This window comes from Candidatus Binatia bacterium (assembly GCA_023150935.1).
GTDB lineage: Bacteria > Desulfobacterota > Binatia > HRBIN30 > HRBIN30 > JAKLJW01.
In genome coordinates, this window is record JAKLJW010000003.1 from 25,775 (window position 1) to 45,015 (window position 19,241).

A 19,241-nucleotide genomic window follows, 5' to 3' on the forward strand; every position below is an offset into this window, starting at 1 on the left:
TCAGTCCGGGTACGAGTACGTGTACCGCTTCGCCGAGTACGTGTACGGAGCAGAAGCCGAACCCAACCATGAGATGCGCGACGCACAGCCGGCGTTGCAGAAGGCACAGACCGCACGCGACCCGCGCCGATGGCGCCCGACTGCCACGCCCCACGCCCGGCCGGCATCAATAACGGCAACGAGATCGATCCCGGGCCGACTGTCGGCAGGAACGAGAAGGAAGGAAATGGCAAGAATACAGGTCATGGCGAAATCGCTGCTCGCAGCGGTTGTATTGACGGGGCTGGCAGACACGGGCATCGCGCAGAATGTCCTCGTGCGAGAAGATTTCGAATCGGGGCTCTCGGACCGCTGGGTCGAGCGCGGCTTTCCGAGCATAGAGAGAACCAACCGCTTCTCCCTCGTGTCCGATCCGGACGGCAACCGATATCTGGAGGCGATCAGCGATCGCTCCACATCCGGCAAGGGTCTGTGGCTGGAATTCGATCCCCTCCGTTGCGCCGCAGTGAGCTGGCGGTGGAAGATCTCGAACGTAATCGCCACCGCGGATCTCGAGCGCAAGGAAGGCGACGATTCGGCGGCCAAGCTCTACGTCGTCTTCGACGGACCGTCCCGGTGGAACCCCGTCGACAAGCGTCTTCTTATCTATGTCTGGGACAACCGGCTGCCCAGAGGCACCGTCCTTCCCAACGCCTGGGAACCGGAGAAGGCACGGATGGTCGTCCTCCAAAGCGGTGCGGAGAGAGTCGGGCAGTGGGTGAACGAGCGGGTGGACCTGGCAAACGACTTCCGCCGCGCGTTCCCGGGCGAAGAATCGCTCCAGGTCGAGGCCCTGGCGTTCATGGCCGATACGGACAACACCGGCACGCGGGTAACGGCAGGATTCGACGATCTGTCCGTTCGCTGCGATTCCACCGGATCGAGCCGCTGACCGTGGGACTTTCGCTGCGCCCGGGGGTCGGTCCTGCCGCTCTGCGCCGGGTCCGTTTTCGCTGCGCGCCACCGTCGCGCCGGCGCGGCGTGAGCCCGACACCCGATCCGTTCTAGCCGCGAGCGGCGCCGTCGGTCGCCTCGGCGAGGGCCCGGCGGGCGATGTGCGTGACGTAGACGCTGACGACGACCGTGGCGGCAAGCCCGGAAAAGTAGAAGAGCTGCTGCGTGCTGCCGCCCGAGGCGCGGCCAGCGGCAAGCTCGCTCACGCTGGTGATCAGCGAGCCAAGGTACACGTACATCAACGTTCCCGGCAGCATGCCGATCAGGGACCCCAACACGTAATCGCGGGTGCTAACTCCCGTCACGCCGAAAGCGTAGTTCAATAGATTGAACGGGAAGATCGGCGACAGCCGAGTCAATAACACGATCTTCAGTCCGGCCCGGCCAACAGCGCGGTCGATGGCCGCGAAACGGGGGTTGCCCTGAACCCTGGCTGCCACCCAGCCGCGAGCCACGGTCCGTCCGAGAAAGAACGCCACGACCGCACCGAGGTTCGCCGCCACGACCACCGCCGCCGTACCAAGCCCGACTCCGTATGCGAATCCAGCCCCCAGAGTGAGCACCGAACCGGGCAAGAACAGAACGGTCGCGGCCACGTAGACCAGCCCGAAAAGGGCGAGCCCGGGCCAGCCGGCGTCGCGAATCCAGCCGACGAGGGCGAGCAGTTGTTCCTGAACATTCAGGGTCCTTGCCAAACCCAGCAGTACAGCCCCCACAGCCCCCGCCACGATTACGGCAACTAACCTCAGCCGCCGGGCGGCAACCCCTCGAGGTCCGGGCCGCGTCTCTCGTTTTTGCTCCGCGGCCATCGTATCCACCTCCATCGTTCCTCCATAGATGTGTCGTTGTGCTCTGAGATGTCGGTCGCACGCAAGTGTTGCGGAAGCACCGCAGCGTCGGGGCCGGAAGCACATTTCGGCGCAACGTCTTCCGTGTAGCTGCATCTCAGGAGCCAGGGGGTGTAAGAAGGTGAACATAAATGAACCCGATGGCCGCGTCGTCGCACGCCGGCGCCGTCGTCTGAACCGCAGATCATGGCTGATCGAACAGGGCAACCAGATCAGAAGTGAGAGGTGAGATCGTGTTGAAAGTCGAAGCGTCAGTCCTGGAGCGCTATTCGCGCGGCGCCGCAAGGCGCGAAGCGAGCCTCTGCTGCCCGGTGGACTACAACGAGAAATACCTCGAGATCATCCCGGCCGAAGTGATCGAACGGGACTACGGCTGTGGGGACCCGTCCGCTCACGTGCGCCCCGGAGACGTCGTACTCGATCTCGGCTCCGGAAGCGGCAAGGTCTGCTTCATCGCGGCGCAGGTGGTCGGACCCACAGGGCGGGTCGTCGGCGTGGACATGAATCCGGACATGCTGGCCCTGGCGCGCCGCCACGCACCCGACATCGCCGCGAAGCTCGGTTACGGTAACGTCCAGTTCGTCCGTGGGCGAATCCAGGATCTGCGCACCGACCTCGATGCCGTGGACCGCTACCTGTCGCGGCATCCGATCGCCTCGCAGGACGACCTGTGGGCCTTCGAGGCTACCCGCGAGGAACAACGCGAGACGCGCCCGCTGGTCGCCGACGAGTCCATCGACGTCGTCGTGTCGAACTGCGTCTTGAATCTCGTCCGCGACGACGACAAGCAGATACTGCTCAACGAGATCTTTCGCGTCCTGCGAATCGGGGGACGGGCGGCGATCTCCGATATCGTCTCGGACGAACCGGTGCCGGAGACGCTCAAACAAGACCCGGAGTTGTGGTCAGGGTGCATCTCGGGAGCGTTCCAGGAAAAGGCCTTTCTCGACGCGTTCGCCGCCGCCGGGTTCTACGGCATCGAGATTCTGAAGCGTGACGCCGAACCGTGGCGGACGGTGCAGGGCATCGAGTTCCGTTCGGTCACGGTGCGGGCGTGGAAGGGAAAGCAGGGGCCGTGCTGGGAACACAATCAGGCCGTCATCTACCGCGGTCCCTGGAGCGAGGTCCGCGACGACGATGGACACACCCTCACGCGCGGCGTACCGGTGGCCGTTTGCGAGAAGACGTTCCGTCTCTATGGGCAGGAACCCTACGCCGCCGACATCATACCGGTGCCTCCGCGGACTCCCGTGGCGCCCGAGGCGGCGCAACCTTTCGATTGTTCGCGCGCCACGGTGCGCGCTCCGCGCGAGACCAAGGGGCTGGAGTACGATCTGACCAGCGGGGCAGAGACCGGGGCTTGCGGCGGTAACGGGAGCTGTTGCTGATGGCCCGTTCAGGCGGGGCCCTGCCACAACCGGAGAACGCCGAGTCGTTTCCGGATTTCTCCGCGGCTGCCCGGGCCGTTTCACCGGAGGGCTTGCGGCGCGAGCGCGTGACCACACTCCAGGTCAACGTCGGCAAGCTCTGCAACATGGCGTGCCATCACTGCCATGTCGACGCGGGGCCGAAGCGGCGCGAGATCATGCCCCGCAAGGTTGCCGAGCGGGTGATCGAGCTGCTGGCGGCGAACCCTGCCGTCGCTACCCTCGACCTCACCGGCGGCGCCCCGGAGCTCAATCCGAGCTTTCGCCGGCTGGTCACCGAAGCGCGCCGTCTCGGGCGGGAGGTGATCGACCGGTGCAACCTCTCGGTGCTCTTCGAGCGCGGGCAGGAGGATCTCGCCGAGTTCCTGGCCGCCAACGAAGCTCACGTGGTGGCCAGCCTCCCTTGCTACAGCGCAGCCAACGTCGATCGGCAGCGCGGCAATCGGGCGTTCGAGACCAGCATCGGCGGGTTGCGCCGTCTCAACCAGCTCGGCTACGGCTGCGACGATCCCTCGCGGCGGCTGGATCTCGTCTACAATCCCGTCGGCGCCTTCCTCCCGCCCGCGCAGGCTGAACTCGAAGGGCGCTACAAGGACGAACTGCGACGCGGATTCGGCGTCGAATTCGATCGGCTGCTCACGATTACGAACATGCCCATCAAGCGGTTCGCCGCCTGGCTGGAGAAGGCCGGTCAGCTCGACGCCTACATGGGCCTGCTGGTCAACCATTTCAACCCCGCGACCCTGCCGGGGCTCATGTGCCGCTCCCTGGTGAGCGTCGCCTGGGACGGCACCGTGTACGACTGCGATTTCAACCAGATGCTCGGTCTCGCTCTCGGCGCCGGGGAGGAGCGAACCGTCTGGAATCTGTCCGATTTCGAGGCGCTGGCCCAACGGGACGTCGCTACGGGCTCGCACTGTTTCGGCTGCACGGCGGGGGCGGGGTCGAGCTGCTCGGGGGCGCTGCAATGATCTGGATGCTCGCCGGCGCCGTCGTTCTGCTCGCCTACTCGAACGGCGCCAACGACAACTTCAAGGGCGTCGCCACGCTCTACGGCAGCAAGGTGCTGAGTTACCGCTCGGCATTGCTGCTGGCGACCGGCGCAACCATGCTGGGATCGTTTTCGGCCCTGGCCTTTGGCTCCGCACTGCTCCAAAACTTCAGCGGCAAGGGACTGGTACCGGACGCGCTCGCCGCCGATCCGCGCTTTCTCGCCGCCGTCGGGCTGGGCGCCGCACTGACGGTGCTGTTGGCCACCCGCCTGGGCTTTCCCATATCGAGCACTCACGCCCTGATCGGCGCGCTCGTCGGCGCGGGTTTTGCCCGCGCCGGTGCGGACGTCAACGTCGCGCGGCTTGGTTCGGTGTTCATCGCACCCTTGATTGCCAGCCCGCTGGTTGCGTCCGTGCTGGCGGGCGGGCAGTACCCTGTGTTGCAGACGATGCGCCGGAGGTTGGGGATCGAGGCCAACACCTGCGCTTGCGTAGGTGCGGAGTTGGTGCCGCTGCCGAACGGCATCGGCACGGCGGCGGCATTGTCGGCGATCACCGCAAGCGTCGGAACGCGGCACGAATGCGCGGCGCGCTACGGAGGCACAATCCTCGGGATCGAAGCCTCGCGGGCGCTGAACGTATTGCACGGCCTGTCGGCGGCGGCGGTAAGCTTCGCGCGTGGAGTCAACGACACCCCTAAGATCGCCGCTCTGCTTCTCGCCGCGCCGTTTCTGGCGCCGCAGCACGAGGTGGCGATCGTGGGCCTGGTAATCGCCGCCGGTGGGCTCCTCCACGCCAGAGGGGTGGCCGAGACGATGAGTCACCGCATCACGGCCATGAACCCCGGCCAGGCTTTCACGGGAAACCTTACCGCCGCCTTGCTCGTACTGCTGGCCAGCCGCCTCGGCTTCTCCGTATCGACGACTCACGTCGCCTGCGGGGCGCTGTTCGGTATCGGCTCGATCTCCGGGCAGGCGCGCTGGGGAATGATCGGCCGGATTCTGTCGGCGTGGGCGATCACCGTGCCGGTGGCAGCGGTCCTGGCGGGCATCGCGGCGACTCTCATGAAGTGAACGATAATTGGGCTCGGAGGTCCGGGCGCCGGAAACTCCCGGGGCCGATCACGGGTTCCCCCCCGAGATACCCGATTTGCGAGTTCCGAGTTTGCGCGCACGGAGCGAAGAAACCGTATGGGAGGCGCGGTTGATCAGGCCATTGGGTTGCGGGCGCCAGCCCGCGCCAGTGAGGAGAACAAAATCACCCCTTCCGGGCAGGTTTCGGAGCACCGCCGGAATGAAAGGACCTCGGATGAGAAGCGACATCCCCGCGGCACTGCTGCCGCTCGACGAACACAACGCTCGACTGGCCGCCAATGTGCGCCCCGACGATTGGGTGAACCCGACGCCGCGCGGGCGCTACAACCTGGTTGTCGTCGGGGCGGGCGCCGCCGGCCTCGTCTCGGCGGCAGGTGCGGCGGGTCTCGGTGCTCGGGTGGCGATCGTCGAACGCGAATTGATGGGCGGCGACTGCCTCAACGTCGGCTGTGTTCCTTCGAAAGGCATCGTCAGCGCCGCGCGAGTCGCCGCCACGGCACGCCACGGCAGCGACTTCGGCATCGCCGGAAACGAGCGGGTGACGGTTGACTTCGGCCGCGCCATGGAGCGGATGCGGCGGCTGCGCGCCGACCTCAGCAAGGTCGACTCGGTCGCGCGCTTTCGCGATCTCGGGGTCGACGTCTTCCTTGGTCAGGCCACCTTTACCGGCCCCGACCGCTTGGGCGTCGGCGGTCGCGAACTGCAGTTCAGTCGCGCGGTTATCGCCACCGGGGCCCGGGCCGCCGCACCGCCGATCCCCGGACTCGATCAGGTGCCCTATCTGACCAACGAGACCGTGTTCTCGCTAACCGAACTACCCGGGCGGCTGGGCATCGTCGGCGCCGGACCGATCGGTTGCGAGATGGCACAGTCCTTTGCGCGCTTCGGCAGCGAGGTCCATCTGATCGAGGCGCTGCACGGCGTTCTGCCCCGCGAGGAGACCGACGCAGCCGAGATCGTGCGCCGGGCGCTCGATCGGGACGGGGTTCGGCTCCGCTGCTGCGGCAAGGATCTTCGCATCGAGCAACGCGGCAACGGGATTCGCATCCTCGTGGAGTCGCACGGCAGCAGTCTCGACGTCGTCGTCGATCGGCTTCTCGTCTCCGTGGGGCGCGCACCCAACGTCGATGGGCTCGGCCTCGAAGCCGCCGGCGTCGCGTACGATGGGAAAAAGGGCGTGCTCGTCGACGATCGTTTGCGAACTTCCAACAAGCGCATCTTTGCCGCCGGCGACATCTGCTCGCGCTACCAGTTCACGCACGCCGCCGACTTCATGGCGCGAATCGTGATCCAGAACGCGCTCTTTTTCGGCCGCCGGAGCGCCGGCGCATTGACGATCCCGTGGTGTACATACACGTCACCCGAGCTGGCGCACGTGGGTCTGTATCCCGCCGAAGCGGAGGCGCGGGGGATCGAGATCGACACGTTCGATCAGAAGCTCGACGAAGTCGATCGCGCCGTCCTCGAAGGCGAAGCGGAGGGCTTCGTCCGTGTCCACGTCGCCAGAGGGACCGACCGCATTGTCGGCGCGACCATCGTGGCCGCCAACGCCGGCAATCTGATCGGCACGATGTCTCTGGCGATGACGCAAAAGATCGGCCTCGGTGCGATCGCGTCGACGATCTATCCCTACCCGACGCAGGGCGAGGCGATCCGCAAGGTGGGAGACCGGTACAACCGCACAAGGCTCACGCCAACGGTGAAACGCCTCTTCGACCGCTGGTTTTCGTGGCGGCGCTGAGAGCAGCCATTCCCACGTTCCCCCTGTTCCGAGTATGAGCAAGGGCCGCAACAACCGCAGGGCGGAGGAAGTGCCTGGGGCAAGCAGCCGCAAGTCGTTCCCAGGCGACAGCGTCGGTCCGCAGGGAAGACAGCACTTGCCCCAGCGATCAGTCGCCCTTTGCCTTGAACATCTCGGCCGCGTTGCGGGTGTTGCCGCCGTACCGCACACCTGCCGTGGCATCTGCCATGCGAGGGCGAAAAGTATTCTCCCCGCGCGACCAGACCGGCTCGCGCCCTTCCGTCACCTGTTTGTCGAAGTGACCGGGCACCGCCATCAGGATGCCCATCGGTAACGCGTGCGCTGCCGTTCCAAGCCCGGCCCGGGATCGTGAGCGCGCGGCATGGAATATGCGTTGCCCTCTGTCACCTCACGGCGCTCGAACGAGCTGTCCGCGCGGATACTCGCGTGTCTTACACGGAGGTCACTTCGATGCGGCATCTGTTCCGGCTCTCGGCGACGGTTTCCCGTCCGCTCGGCCTGGTTGCTTTGTTCGTCACGCTGACCCATTGCTCCGACGGCGGTTCGCCGCCATCGTCAGCGAGCCCCTCGGAGGTCCCGCCCTACCCTTACATCGCCGGCACGTCGGCCCCACCCGTGCCGCCTGCGGACCGGCTCGGGGCTCCGGCGGTGACTGCGCCGGCCATCGACACCTCTCAGTACAAGCTTCCCGGCAGCGGCGGGGGCGACGAGAGCAACTGCAGTCAATGGAAGACGGTCAACCAGACATTCTTCCAGTGGTGCACCGCGTACGAGGACGCCACCGTCATGCAGGTGGTCAACCTGGCCAACGCCTTCCACGAGGCCACCGGAGAGGAGTACAACTTCACGGGGGCGTTCAACTTCTACATCGTCGACGAGAGCGGATTGCTGGTGCGCCCCGACGACTTCACGCGCCCCTCGGCGGCGCTGAAGCAGAGCCTGGTCGGCATGTTCGACGCCCTCAAGACCGCCGACCTGAACTGGGGATCGCGGCTCGAGTTCCCGCTCGCCGGACAGAGCCATTTCAGTCCCTACCCGGCGCCGCCCTCGTTCGACCCGCAGTCGCGGCCGAGCAGCACGGCACTCGATTTCGCCTATCCGCAGTTCAAGTTGTTCTACGACCTGCCGGAAGTCTCCGCTGCGGTATTGAGTCGTAATCCGCTGGCGTTGTCGGCGGAGTTCGGCGGAGGCGGGGGCTTCGGGTGTTATGTCGGAACAGTCGACGCATCGGGAACAGCCATCGATCCGCCGTTGATTCAGTTCGGCGGCGGTTTTGGATTCGGCCTTGCCGAATTCGACGGTGTCGATAGCGGATACGGCGGCGGAGTGAACCTGTGCTCCCCGCCGGCAGGGTCCTTCCTTGCGGCCTGCGTAGAGGACGGCACTGCGTGGTGGGGTGGCGGCGGTGGCGTGAACAACTCGGAGGTCTGCGGCACGGGCGGCCCGTGCGAACAGACCGACACCGACCTCAGCGGTGACATGCAGGTGTTCAACAGTCAGTTGCGGTCGGGCAAAGCGTACAACGATCTGATCACGGCCGATCCGCGGACGATCTACGTCGAGTGCGGTTTCGGCGGCGGCATGGGCTATCAGAGCCGCAACAACGCCGACCCCGCGGACCGCTTCCTCGTGCAGACGTTCGGTTTCGGGGGCGGCGGGTGGTCGTTCTTCCAGCTCTGCCGCTCGAGACCGGATTCCTGTCCGGCCTTCGACGTAAGCGACTTCGCCGACCAGACCGCGAGCTTCTTTGCCGGTGCGTCGGGCACCGCGGCAACGAAAGACCGGAGCGTTCGGCGGGATTCGCAGGCCGTTGTGGACGTCCCCCCCGGTCTGGCAACTCGCGGCGTGTTCACGTGCGATAGCACCGCTCCGGCGAAGTTCGCAGTCGCGCGCGGGTTGCAGTTCGTCTACGAGCCGTACCACTTCTTTCCGACTACGGGTGCGAACCCGAGCTGCGCGCCGGCGTCGACGCAGGGGGATCCGGAGACCACTTACATCCCCGGGAGCACGAGCCCGGCATCGCTCTTCCTTGCCGCCAACCTGACCAACTACCCGGCGAAGACGCTCCTGGAAGCCGACCTCGCCGCCATCCGCGAGGTCGACGTCGGAGGTGTCGTCTACGCCATCAATCTCAACCCGGTGTGGGTCGATTACACCGGCGCACCGGCGGGCTTGACCACGAACATCAACGACATGGTGCTGGCGACGCTCGCCGGCGAGGGCGGCGAGCCGATACCGACGACGTTGCTCGTCCCGCTCTTCCTGACTCCCGACGACACCAGCGTCGCGGGCCAGTCTCCCATCGTCACCGCCAACAAGGAGCTGCTCGATTACGCGATCCAGGCCGCGAAGACGTACCCGCACGTGACCGGAATTATGCTCGGCACGGCCACGCAGGGCGTCATCCGCGGCTTCGCCGCTGCGTGCAACGGTTACAACTTCAACACCGACGCGATGCGCGCTCGGTGCGGCGCGTACATGCAGTCGCTCACCTTCCAGAACTACTACGATCTGATCGCCTACCTCACCGGCGCCATCGAGGACGCCGCGGTGGGAAGAACGCTCGCGGTCGGCATCGACCAATCCGCGACCAATTGGCTGTTGCAGACCAGTGTCAGCAACAGCGCGACCCTGCCGAAGCAGAGCCTGCTGGAATACTGGACAGCGACGATCCCGAACGCGGTTGCCGCGGGGAGTTCGGTCGATCTGCAGCCGATGGTGACGATCGAACTCGTACCCGAGCTGCTCGGGACCCCCCCGGTGTCGCTGACGTTCCGCGATGCGCTCGCTTATCTGAAGGAGACGTGGGAACCGCTCGTCAGCGGCGGCATCACGGCGTTCGGCCGGCCGCTGGTGCAGACGGGCTGGTACGGCGACGACGCGGCAGCCTTCTACGAGGCGTTTGCGAATTGCCCGGGTGCCGATCCGTATTCCATCTGCGATGTGCAGACCGCGGCAGATCTCGTCTTCGACGAGCTTTTCGATCAACCATGGAAGGGCCTCGATCCGAAGAGCCCGGGCATGCCCGAAGCGCAGTGCGGTTTCGCGTTTCCCGTCGATCACCAGGTGCCGGACAACCCGCCCGGACCGCCGCTACCGGCGGCGCTGCCTAACGTGTGTGCGCCCGACTTCTACAACTTCGACTACGCCGCCGGCGGCCAGCCGGAGCCGCCTTGCCTTTGCCTCGTCAATTCGACCAGTTACCCGGTGTCCTTCTTCGGTCTGGTGAGCGATGTGGCAACGCCCGATCCGTCCGCGATAAAGACCGTTCCCGCCAACCGCGTGCTCGCGTACCCGAAGGATGCGAGCGACGACTTTTACCGGAAGTACGTCCAGGGCAAGGACGGGGCGTGGAATCTCGGCGTGACGTGGAAGCAGTTCCCGCTGAACATCTCGTTCTTGATGGACCCCGACGATCCCGGCAAGTACGAGGGTGCTCCGGTGCCGAGCGCGGCGTCGCTAACGGTGAACGAGTCGCTGCGCTGCGTTGGCGTTTCCGACGCCCAGAACGGCGCCGCGAGTGCGAATGCCGGATTCTACTGTCCGAAGGTCTGGTTCGCACAGCCCGATACGCTGACTCGCGCGTATGTCGACGCCGACGGGTGCGCGAATCTGACGTGGGCGTTGCAAGGTTCCGGGTACGAGCTGATCACCGGATGGTTGATCAAGACCGTCGAAGCGCCGGCGCCGACCGCGGTCAACCCGAACATCCCGACCCCTGCGTACGCACCCATCGTCATGATCCCGCGGGAGGATCAGCGACTGGAGCCGGCGAACAAGATGGTGAGCGCCGGGTTCCGCTTCTGTCCCGACCCGAACAATCCGGACCCGTACTATCCGTTCCCCACCGGGCTGACCACCGGGAGTTACTACTTCGAGGTGAAGCCGCTTGCCGGCGTTCCATCGACGCAGGCGATCGATTTCGGCTACCTTGCGATCTACGGGCTGAAGGTCGAGAAGACGGCGCAGAATCCGGGACCGACCGACTGGACGACGCTCGGCAAGTTCACCTTCGAATACCCGGGATCGGGTAGCGCCGACATGCCGAACGTCGGCTCGATCGTCTTCACGCTGCCCAACAAGAAGACGCTGACCTTTACGCCCTGCGTGGACAACTGCGCCGCGGACTTCACCCTGCCCGGAAAGAAAGCGACGGGTTCCGACGCCGCCGGGCTCAGCTACGTAACCAACATGAGAATGAACTTCCTGCAGCCGGTGACGGTCACGTTGCCGGACGGGACGGACGGGCAGGTGACAGCGTGCAGTGTGGATCTCGATATAACGGCGGGCAAGAACAGCGGCGACGACGGCGGCAAGGCGCAGGTCGTCGGCAGCGTCCCGCTCGCGCCCAGCTACGAGAATTGCTGGCTCGAGCTGCAATCCGGCGGGTTCGTGAACGGCGGGGCGTTTTCCTTCACGTTGCCGGCGTCGGTCCTCACGGCCCCGACCGCCGTGTGCGTGCTCGATGCCCGGGCCGGCGACACCGAAGCGTGCGCCAACGGGATCGTGACCGGGCGGTACGACACGTCGGGCAAGTGCACCACTGCAACCGCCTGCGCGGCGGCGCCATGCAGCGGCTTATGGTGCAACGTCGTCGACGCGCTCGTCCCGCAACCGCCACCGCCGCCGCAATGACCTGGCCCGATCGCGCCGGGCGCTGAGCCCGCCCCTGAGGGCGTGCGTCTCCCGGGCGCCCAAGGACGCCCCGCCGCCAGACCCTCGCCTGACGGCGGCCCCGGCTTCCCCATTGCACCAAGTCAAACGTTCGTTTAAAACCTCCGTTCATGGGAACGGAGATGAACGGAACCAAGCAGCGGTTGCTGGCGGCGGCGGGGGAGCTCTTTGCCGGGCGTGGGTTTGCGGCCACGACGATGCGTGAGATCGCAGACCGGGCCGGCGTCAACCTGGCGGCGGCCAATTATCACTTCGGTTCGAAGAAGGACCTGTACATCGCCGTGCTGCGAGACCAGTTCGCGATGATACGCCAGGAGCTCGATCGGCGGGGCGGCATGCCGCCGCCGGGCGCCCGGCACAGGCTCTCCCGCGCGGATCTCGAAGCTACGCTCGCAAGGCGCTGCCGCATTCTGCTCGATTTCGTGCTCGGTCCGCCGCCCAGCCTGCACGGCGTTCTCATGCAGCGCGAGTTCACCGACCCTACCGAGGCCCTGCCCGTCGTCCTCGACGAGTTCGTACGCCCCATGTTCCAGGAAATGGCCGCCATCATCGCGCGCATGGAGCCGTCGCTGGACGCCGAGGCGGTGCGCCGCTGCACCTTCAGTTGCGTCGGTCAGGTGGTTTTCTTCCGCTTCGCCATGCCCGCCGTGCTCGGCGTGCTCGGCGCCGAAGCCTATCCGCCGGACTTCGCAGCCCGCACCGCCGAGCACATCGGCGAGTTCTCCCTCGGCGGCCTTGCCCGCATCGGCCGCCGGTCTCGAACCGAACGCCAGGGTCACGCGGCCCCCTCCCGTCGAGGCCGGCCGAGGAAGCAGGTGTCTTATGCCGCCCAGAGCTAGACGCATCGTCCCGCTGGCCGTCGCCGTCGCCGTCGCCGTCGTCGCCGTGTGGTACGTGCGGCGCACCGACGGCCCGGCACACTTCACCGGCTTCGTCGAAGGCGAAGAGCGCGTCATCCGCAGCGAGGTCAGCGCCCGCATCGTCGACGTCCCCTTTGCCGAAGGTGTCGCCGTACCTGCCGACGCCATCGTCGCTCGCCTCGACGACCGCGACATCCAGGCCCGCCTCGCCTCCAAACGCGAAGAGATCGCCGTCCTCGATCACGAGATCGCGACCCAGATTGAACGCATCGCGCTCGTCGAAAGCACCTGGCAGCGCGAACGCGAGGCCAGCGCCGCCGATCTGCGCAGCGCCGAGGCGGCCGCCGAACTCGCCGACAAGACCTTCGCGCGCGAACGCGAACTCGTCGCCCGCGGCATCAGCTCCGCACAACGCCTCGACGACACCTCCGCCCAACGCGACACGACCCGCGGCATCGCCGACAAGACGCGGCAGGTGCTCGCCCGGGTCGAGGCCGAGGAACGCCAGATCGCCCTCGCCCGGCGCGAGCTCGACACCCTGCGCGGCAAACGCGATCTGGCCCGGGCCCAGCTCGGCGAGATCGATGTGCTCGCCGCGAAGTACGTCGTGCGCGCCCCGTCGACGCCTACCGTCGTACAGACGCAGTTCGCCTGGCCGGGCGAGCTGGCGCAGCCCGGCACCGCCGTGGTCGCCGTTATCGACCCGGCCGACAAGTACGTCCAGATTTACGTGCCGGTTGCCGATGTGGCCGCGGTTCCGCTCGGTCGCAAGGTCTCCATCGAACTCGACAGTCAACCTGGCCGCCGCATTCCCGGGGAGGTCAGCTTCGTGGCCGATACCGCTAACTTCACCCCGGAGAAGATCGAGACCCGCAGCGATCGCCTCGGTCAGGTGTACCGGGTCAAGGTGCGCGTCCTCGATGGTGTCGCCGGCCTGCAACCCGGCACCGAGGGCAACGTCTACCTCGAAGACGACCCCGCCGCCCTGAGCACCACGCATGCACGCTGATCCGGTCATCTCCCTGCGCGGCCTGCGCAAACGCTACGGCCGGCGCGTCGCGTTGCACGGCGTCGACCTCGAGCTGCACGGCGGGCAGATCGTCGGCGTCGTCGGCCCGGACGGCGCCGGCAAGACCACGCTGATGCGCACGCTTGCCGGCCTGCTCGACGTCGAGGCGGAGCGCGCCGTCGTCCTCGGCCATGACCTGCGCGCCGACGTTACCGCCCTCAAGGCGCGCATCGGCTACGTGCCGCAGGTCTTCAGTCTCAACCGCGATCTGTCGATCTTCGAGAACCTCAACTTCACCGGACGCGTTCACCGCCTGCCGGCCGCCGTCTTCGCCTCGCGGACCGAGGCCCTGCTTGCACGCACCGGGCTGGCACCGTTTGCCGACCGTGCCGCCGGGGCGCTCTCCGGAGGCATGAAGCAGAAACTGGCCGTGGCCAACGCACTGCTCGCGGAGCCGGCGCTGCTCCTGCTCGACGAGCCGACCGCCGGCGTCGACGTGGTCGCCCGGGCCGAGATCTGGGCGCTGCTGGAGGCGGAACGCGAACGGGCGCTGGTGCTCATCAGCACCAGCTACCTTGACGAGGCCGCCGGGTGCGATCGTCTCGTCTACCTCGACGCCGGGCGTGCCGTCGCCGTCGGCACGCCCGCCGAGCTGGAAGCGTCGATTCCGCTCGATGCCTACGTCGCCTGGGCCGACGATCCGCGCGCCGCCGCCGCAGCGGCAAGGCAACTTCCCTATGCCGCCGGCGCCCGCGTCAGCGGTCTCATGACCCGCGTCGAGGTACACCGCACCGCCTCGCCCGGCCGCGAGCGAGTTCTCGCCGACCTGCGCGCCCTGCCCGGGGTGAACGTGCAGCTTGCCAGCGCGGTGCCGATCGACATGGAGACCACCCTGCTGGCGCTGGCGCGGGGGGTCGCATGACGCCGATCATCCGCGCTCGGGGGCTGACCAGGCGCTTCGGCGAGTTTACCGCCGTCGATGGCCTAGACCTCGAAGTGATGCCGGGGCAGGTATTCGCCTTTCTCGGCGCTAACGGCTCGGGCAAGAGCACGACGATCCGCATGCTCATCGGGCTGCTGCGACCGACCGCCGGCACGGTCGAAGTCGACGGCATCAACGTGATCGAGCGGCCGCGCAAGGTTCGCGACCACATCGGCTACATGGGCCAGAAGGTCAGCCTCTACGCCGGCCTGTCGTTGCGCGAGAACGTCGAGTTCTACGCCGGGCTCTACGGCCTCGCCGGGGCCGCCCTCACCCGGCGCTGGGGAGCGCTACGCGAGCGCTTCTCGCTCGGCGAGGCGGAAGAAGAGAAGGTCGAGGACCTACCCGCCGGGGTGCGGCAACGCGCGGGGCTGGCGCTCAGCACGCTGCACGAACCGCGCTTGCTGTTTCTCGACGAACCGACCGCCGGCGTCGACGTCTACAACCGCGGCCGGTTCTGGGACCTGATCGCCGAGGAGGCCGCCGCCGGGGTCACGGTGTTCGTGACGACCCACTTCCTCGAAGAGGTCGACTACTGCGACTGGGTGTCTTTCATCCACGCCGGCCGGCTGATTGCCAACGCCGCGCCGGAGACGTTGCGGCGCGAGCACTCCCAGGGCTACGCCGTGCACGTCGCCCTGCCGCCGCCGGCGCGAGCGGCGGCCCGCGAACGGTTGTCGCGATTCGGGGCCGTGGACGACACCGACACCGGCTTGCGGTTGACGGTGGCGGGCATCGAGGCAGAGGTGCTGGCGATGGTCGAGGCACTGGAAGCCGCCGACGTGCGCATCGAGCCGCCGCAGATGACCGACATCTTCCGGCGGCTGCTCGGCGAATCGGGGGTAGGGTCATGAGTTGGCGGCGGGTGCGCACCCTCGTCCGACGCGAGGTGCTGGCCACGTTCCGCGATCCGTTCACGCTCCTCGTGCTGGTGTGCGTGCCGCTGGGAGCGCTACTGGCATTCGGTTCGCTGCTGTCGGTCGACGTGCACGGCATGCCGCTCGGTGTACACGACGCCGACGGCAGTGCCGCCAGCCGCCGGTTGGTCGCCGAGCTGGTGGCGCAAGGTAACTTCGTTGTGCGGCCGTACGCCACCCGGCAGGAGCTCGACCGGGCCTTGATCGGCGGCGACCTCGGTGCGGCGCTGGTCATCCCTCCCGATTTTTCCCGCGATCTCGCCAATGTCGCGCGCGGCGGGGCGCGCCCGCAGGTGCAGGCTCAGTACGACGGCGGCGAGGCGGTGTTGGCGGGCAACGCCGAGGCGTTCCTGCTCGGCCTCGTATCCGCAACGGGGGCGGAGCTGGTGGGCTCCCATCTGCCGGTTGCGGAGCGCGGCGCGCCGGCGGACGGCGGGATCGAGGTGGTGTCCCGAGCGGCGTTCAATCCGACCCTCGACGGCAGGCCGTTCATGGTCGCCGGAACTTTCGGGTTCGTGCTGTCGTTCGTCACCGTGCTGATCACGGCCGTGTCGATCGTCAACGAACGGCTCACCGGCACCTTCGAGCAACTGCAGGTAACGCCGGCGACGGCCTTCGAGATCCTGCTGGGGAAGATCCTGCCTTACGGCGCGGTGTTCGCTGTCGACGTGGTGCTGATGACCCTGGTGGCCGGGTTTGTCCTCGGCGTCTGGCCGGCGGGCAGTCTCGTGTTCTTCATTGTGGTGTCGGCGTTCTACGTGCTGGTGTCGCTGGCGCTCGGGCTGATTATCTCCGCGACCTCCGCCACGGCCGGCGAGGCGGTGCAGAAGACGGTATTGCTGAGCATCCCGCTGGTGCAGTTGAGCGGCTTTGCGTTTGCGATTCGGAACATGCCCACACCCGTACAGTGGGTGGCGGAGGTATTTCCGGCGACTCACTACATCCGCATCTGTCGGGCCATCTACTTGCGTGCCGAGGGGCCGTTGTCGCTGGCACCGGAGCTGGCGATGCTGGCATTGTTCGGCGCGGTTCTGATGGCCATCGCGCTGCGTTCGATCGAGGCGCGAGCATGAGCGCGGTCGCGCGTCCCCCCGGATTCTGGTCGAACGTCGCGGCGGTGGCCTACAAGGAAGCGTCGGTGTTGCGGCACGACCGGGCGTTGCTGGTGATGGTGTTCGCGCAGCCCCTGATTATGCTGCTGCTGTTCGGTCTGGCGTTGTCCACGAAACCGCGCAACGTGCCGTGGGTGGTGCTCGATCGCAGCAACACGGTCCTTTCGCGCCGGTTGATTCAGGAGGTCGACGCCAGCGGCTACTTCCTGCCTGGCGCGCGCGTGGGAAGTTATGAGGAAGGGCTGGCGCGGCTGCAACGCGGCGCGGCTGCGGCCTTTGTGGTCATTCCCGCGGACTTCCGTCGCGCCGTCGAGCGGGAGCGGCCGCGGGTACAGGCGATGGTCGACGGCAGCGATCCGCTGACCGCAGCGCGGGTCAGCGGCTACCTCGTGCAGTTGGCGCGGGGACTGGATACGAGCGCCCGGCCCGCGGTGCGCGACGTAACGGCGCCGCCCGGCCGGGACGAGCCGATCGACGTGCGGCAGAGGTTCTGGTTCAACCCGACGCTGCGCGACCGCGAGTTCTTCCTCGCGGCCATTGCCGGCATCCTGCTGACCAACCTGTGCCTGTCGGTGATGAGTCTCGGACTGGTCGCCGAGCGCGAGCTGGGGACCTTCGAACAGACGCTGTCGTTGCCCACCACGCCGATTCAGATCGTGCTGGGCAAGCTGGTCCCGTACGGCGTGGTAGCGTACTTCGTGCTGTTCTTTGCGACCGCGATGGCGGGGCTGCTGTTCGGCGTATGGCCGCGGGGAAGCTGGTTAGACCTGGCCATCGTCACCCTGCCCTTCGTGCTTGCCTCGCTGGGTCTCGGGGTGTTCGTGTCGGCGGTGGTGCGGACTTCGGCGCAGGCGGTATTCATTTCGGTGTTTTTCATTCTGCCGTCGATCGTGTTGTCGGGAGTGGTGTTGCCCTACCAGTTGATGCCGGCGGGAATCCGCGAGCTGGGGGGCATCTTCCCGTTGCGCTGGTACCAGATCGCGTTACGCCGTGTCGTCACCCGCGGCGCCGGCCTCGGCGACGTCTGGGAGCCGATGCTGGTGCTCGGCGTCATGTTCGCGGTGGTACTGCTGGCGATCCGCTGGCGATTGAAGGCAAGGTTGGATTAGGGCGGGCTGAACGCATCGACATGATCCATTAACTCCCATATGATGGCTTGGGCTATTATATGGAGACATCATGCAACGTACGACAATCGCGAGGGTGACCACCAGCGGCCAGGTGTCCCTGCCGGCCCCGGTCCGCAAGCGCTGGAGGACGGCGCAGGTGCTCATTGACGACGAAGGAGATCGCGTGGTGGTCCGGCCGTTGCCAGACGATCCGATCGCGGCGGCCTGCGGCTCGCTGGCCCGGCGCGGCCCCTCGTCGGAAGTGGTCCGAGCCCGCCAGCGCGATGCTGCCGCAGCGCGGCAGCGACAACGCGCCGCGCGATGAACGCCGTGCTCGATGCCTACGCGGTGATCGCGGCGCTGGTCGGGGAACGGGCGCGTGCCGACGTCGAGCCACTGCTGCGGGACGGTGTCCTGTGTGCGCCCAATCTGGCCGAGGTGCTCGACGTGTGCGTCCGCGTCCACGGCAACGACGAGTTCGTCGTACGCGAGCGCGTCCGCTGGCTCCTCAGCGGCGGGTTGACGGTTGTCCCTCTTGAATCGGGAGTGGCCCTGGATGCGGGAGCGCTGCGCGCCAGGCACTATCGCCGGCGCCACTGCGAGGTCAGTCAAGGCGACTGCTTCGCCCTGGCACTTGCCCGGCAACGGGGCCTCGCCCTTGCAACCGCGGACCCCGACCTGGCCACCGTCGCCCGCACCGAAAAGGTCCGGCTCGTCAGCCTGCCAGACTCCAGCGGCCGACGGCCGTAACGAAGAAATCGGCGGGCCCGAATCCGCCGCACCCGGAAAGCACGCCAGAAATCCGCGCGGGTGGACTTCCCCGCGCCGGCGGCCGGCGTCAGTCGATCTGCCGGGCGAGCTGGTTTAGCAGGCGCTCGACGCCGAGGTGGGCGAATTCCGCCGCCGTGAACCAGCGCGGGCCGCCCTCCCAGAACTGCCACCAGTTGAACAGGTTGGTCGATAGCGCTTCCTGCTGCTGATCGAAGGAACCCTGCCAGAGAACTTTGCCGGTCGCGGTCGACACCAGAAGCAGCTCGAACGACACTGCCGCCGGCTGCCGCGCTCCGTACTGCCGGCCCACGCGCTCGACAAAACGCGATACTGTTCCACACAAGACCGCGTCGACGTCCAGCAGCTTGCCAAGCTCTACTGCGCGCTCGCGCAGGGGAGCCGTCTTCGACACCTTCTCCAGCGCCTGCGATACGGTCAGGTCGGGTACGAACCGCCACTTCGGCGAACTCGACAGCACTTCGTAGACCTGCGCCGTGATCACCTCCTCGGCGCCCGGGGCAAGCTGCCCCGCGTCGGCCTGCGCCAGCGGCAGGTCGCTCTTGCGCTCCTCGCGCTCGATCGGCAGCACCGCGACGCGGCCAACGCGCTCCTCGAGCCCGGGGGCGGAACTGAACCAGCCACAGCCGGTGGCGGCGAGCAGCGCCGCCGCCGTCGCCCACGCCCGCACGCG

At 67.2% G+C, this 19,241-nt stretch carries 18 protein-coding genes and 1 pseudogene; 15 read left to right on the plus strand and 4 right to left on the minus strand.

Annotated elements, in window-relative coordinates:
- A complete protein-coding gene (locus L6Q96_03340) occupies nucleotides 1-246 on the minus strand; it encodes a hypothetical protein (protein MCK6553610.1) in 246 nt (81 codons plus the stop codon).
- Between L6Q96_03340 and L6Q96_03345 the strand changes: the two genes are divergently transcribed.
- Nucleotides 245-931: a DUF3047 domain-containing protein gene (locus L6Q96_03345; GenBank protein MCK6553611.1), complete on the plus strand. Its 687-nt coding sequence runs from the start codon at nucleotides 245-247 to the stop codon at nucleotides 929-931. The genes L6Q96_03340 and L6Q96_03345 overlap by 2 nt on opposite strands.
- Before the next feature lie 112 nt (nucleotides 932-1,043).
- Here the strand turns inward: L6Q96_03345 and L6Q96_03350 are convergent, their stop codons facing one another.
- Entirely contained in the window at nucleotides 1,044-1,817 is a 774-nt protein-coding gene (locus tag L6Q96_03350; protein MCK6553612.1) for a TVP38/TMEM64 family protein, read from the minus strand.
- A gap of 260 nt (nucleotides 1,818-2,077) precedes the next feature.
- On the opposite strand from L6Q96_03350, the gene L6Q96_03355 reads away from it, so the two are divergent.
- The 4 genes from L6Q96_03355 to L6Q96_03370 all read left to right on the plus strand — a co-directional run bounded on the left by L6Q96_03355 (nucleotide 2,078) and on the right by L6Q96_03370 (nucleotide 7,095).
- Nucleotides 2,078-3,229 carry a methyltransferase domain-containing protein gene (locus L6Q96_03355; GenBank protein MCK6553613.1) on the plus strand — a complete coding sequence of 384 codons (1,152 nt, stop codon included), beginning with the start codon at nucleotides 2,078-2,080 and terminating at the stop codon, nucleotides 3,227-3,229.
- A complete protein-coding gene (gene arsS, locus L6Q96_03360; GenBank protein ID MCK6553614.1) occupies nucleotides 3,229-4,239 on the plus strand; it encodes an arsenosugar biosynthesis radical SAM protein ArsS in 1,011 nt (336 codons plus the stop codon). The genes L6Q96_03355 and arsS overlap by 1 nt, the downstream gene beginning before the upstream one ends.
- Entirely contained in the window at nucleotides 4,236-5,333 is a 1,098-nt protein-coding gene (locus L6Q96_03365) for an inorganic phosphate transporter (protein MCK6553615.1), read from the plus strand. The genes arsS and L6Q96_03365 overlap by 4 nt, the downstream gene beginning before the upstream one ends.
- A gap of 235 nt (nucleotides 5,334-5,568) precedes the next feature.
- Nucleotides 5,569-7,095, plus strand: a complete 1,527-nt coding sequence (locus L6Q96_03370) for a mercuric reductase (GenBank protein ID MCK6553616.1) — start codon at nucleotides 5,569-5,571, stop codon at nucleotides 7,093-7,095.
- 148 nt (nucleotides 7,096-7,243) lie between these two features.
- On the opposite strand, the gene L6Q96_03375 is transcribed toward L6Q96_03370, so the two are convergent.
- Nucleotides 7,244-7,423, minus strand: a complete 180-nt coding sequence (locus L6Q96_03375; GenBank protein ID MCK6553617.1) for a hypothetical protein — start codon at nucleotides 7,421-7,423, stop codon at nucleotides 7,244-7,246.
- A gap of 143 nt (nucleotides 7,424-7,566) precedes the next feature.
- On the opposite strand from L6Q96_03375, the gene L6Q96_03380 reads away from it, so the two are divergent.
- From L6Q96_03380 to L6Q96_03425, 10 genes and pseudogenes are all read left to right on the plus strand, one after another.
- Entirely contained in the window at nucleotides 7,567-11,751 is a 4,185-nt protein-coding gene (locus L6Q96_03380) for a hypothetical protein (protein MCK6553618.1), read from the plus strand.
- 161 nt (nucleotides 11,752-11,912) lie between these two features.
- Nucleotides 11,913-12,074 (plus strand): annotated as a pseudogene (locus tag L6Q96_03385) (TetR family transcriptional regulator).
- Nucleotides 12,075-12,248: 174 nt separating this feature from the next.
- On the plus strand, nucleotides 12,249-12,629 hold the full coding sequence (locus tag L6Q96_03390) for a DUF1956 domain-containing protein (GenBank protein ID MCK6553619.1): 381 nt from the start codon (nucleotides 12,249-12,251) through the stop codon (nucleotides 12,627-12,629).
- Nucleotides 12,613-13,659: an HlyD family efflux transporter periplasmic adaptor subunit gene (locus L6Q96_03395; GenBank protein MCK6553620.1), complete on the plus strand. Its 1,047-nt coding sequence runs from the start codon at nucleotides 12,613-12,615 to the stop codon at nucleotides 13,657-13,659. Before L6Q96_03390 ends, L6Q96_03395 begins: the two co-directional genes overlap by 17 nt.
- Nucleotides 13,649-14,581 carry an ABC transporter ATP-binding protein gene (locus L6Q96_03400; GenBank protein MCK6553621.1) on the plus strand — a complete coding sequence of 311 codons (933 nt, stop codon included), beginning with the start codon at nucleotides 13,649-13,651 and terminating at the stop codon, nucleotides 14,579-14,581. The genes L6Q96_03395 and L6Q96_03400 overlap by 11 nt, the downstream gene beginning before the upstream one ends.
- The gene (locus tag L6Q96_03405; GenBank protein MCK6553622.1) at nucleotides 14,578-15,495 is read left to right on the plus strand and encodes an ABC transporter ATP-binding protein; all 918 of its coding nucleotides are present in this window, start codon (nucleotides 14,578-14,580) and stop codon (nucleotides 15,493-15,495) included. Before L6Q96_03400 ends, L6Q96_03405 begins: the two co-directional genes overlap by 4 nt.
- Nucleotides 15,492-16,631, plus strand: coding sequence for an ABC transporter permease (locus tag L6Q96_03410; protein ID MCK6553623.1), 1,140 nt, complete (start codon nucleotides 15,492-15,494; stop codon nucleotides 16,629-16,631). Before L6Q96_03405 ends, L6Q96_03410 begins: the two co-directional genes overlap by 4 nt.
- A complete protein-coding gene (locus L6Q96_03415; protein MCK6553624.1) occupies nucleotides 16,628-17,779 on the plus strand; it encodes an ABC transporter permease in 1,152 nt (383 codons plus the stop codon). The genes L6Q96_03410 and L6Q96_03415 overlap by 4 nt, the downstream gene beginning before the upstream one ends.
- A 70-nt stretch (nucleotides 17,780-17,849) precedes the next feature.
- A complete protein-coding gene (locus L6Q96_03420) occupies nucleotides 17,850-18,104 on the plus strand; it encodes an AbrB/MazE/SpoVT family DNA-binding domain-containing protein (GenBank protein ID MCK6553625.1) in 255 nt (84 codons plus the stop codon).
- The gene (locus tag L6Q96_03425) at nucleotides 18,101-18,529 is read left to right on the plus strand and encodes a PIN domain-containing protein (protein ID MCK6553626.1); all 429 of its coding nucleotides are present in this window, start codon (nucleotides 18,101-18,103) and stop codon (nucleotides 18,527-18,529) included. The genes L6Q96_03420 and L6Q96_03425 overlap by 4 nt, the downstream gene beginning before the upstream one ends.
- A gap of 88 nt (nucleotides 18,530-18,617) precedes the next feature.
- On the opposite strand, the gene L6Q96_03430 is transcribed toward L6Q96_03425, so the two are convergent.
- Nucleotides 18,618-19,238, minus strand: a complete 621-nt coding sequence (locus L6Q96_03430) for a hypothetical protein (protein MCK6553627.1) — start codon at nucleotides 19,236-19,238, stop codon at nucleotides 18,618-18,620.
- Nucleotides 19,239-19,241 lie beyond the last annotated feature (3 nt).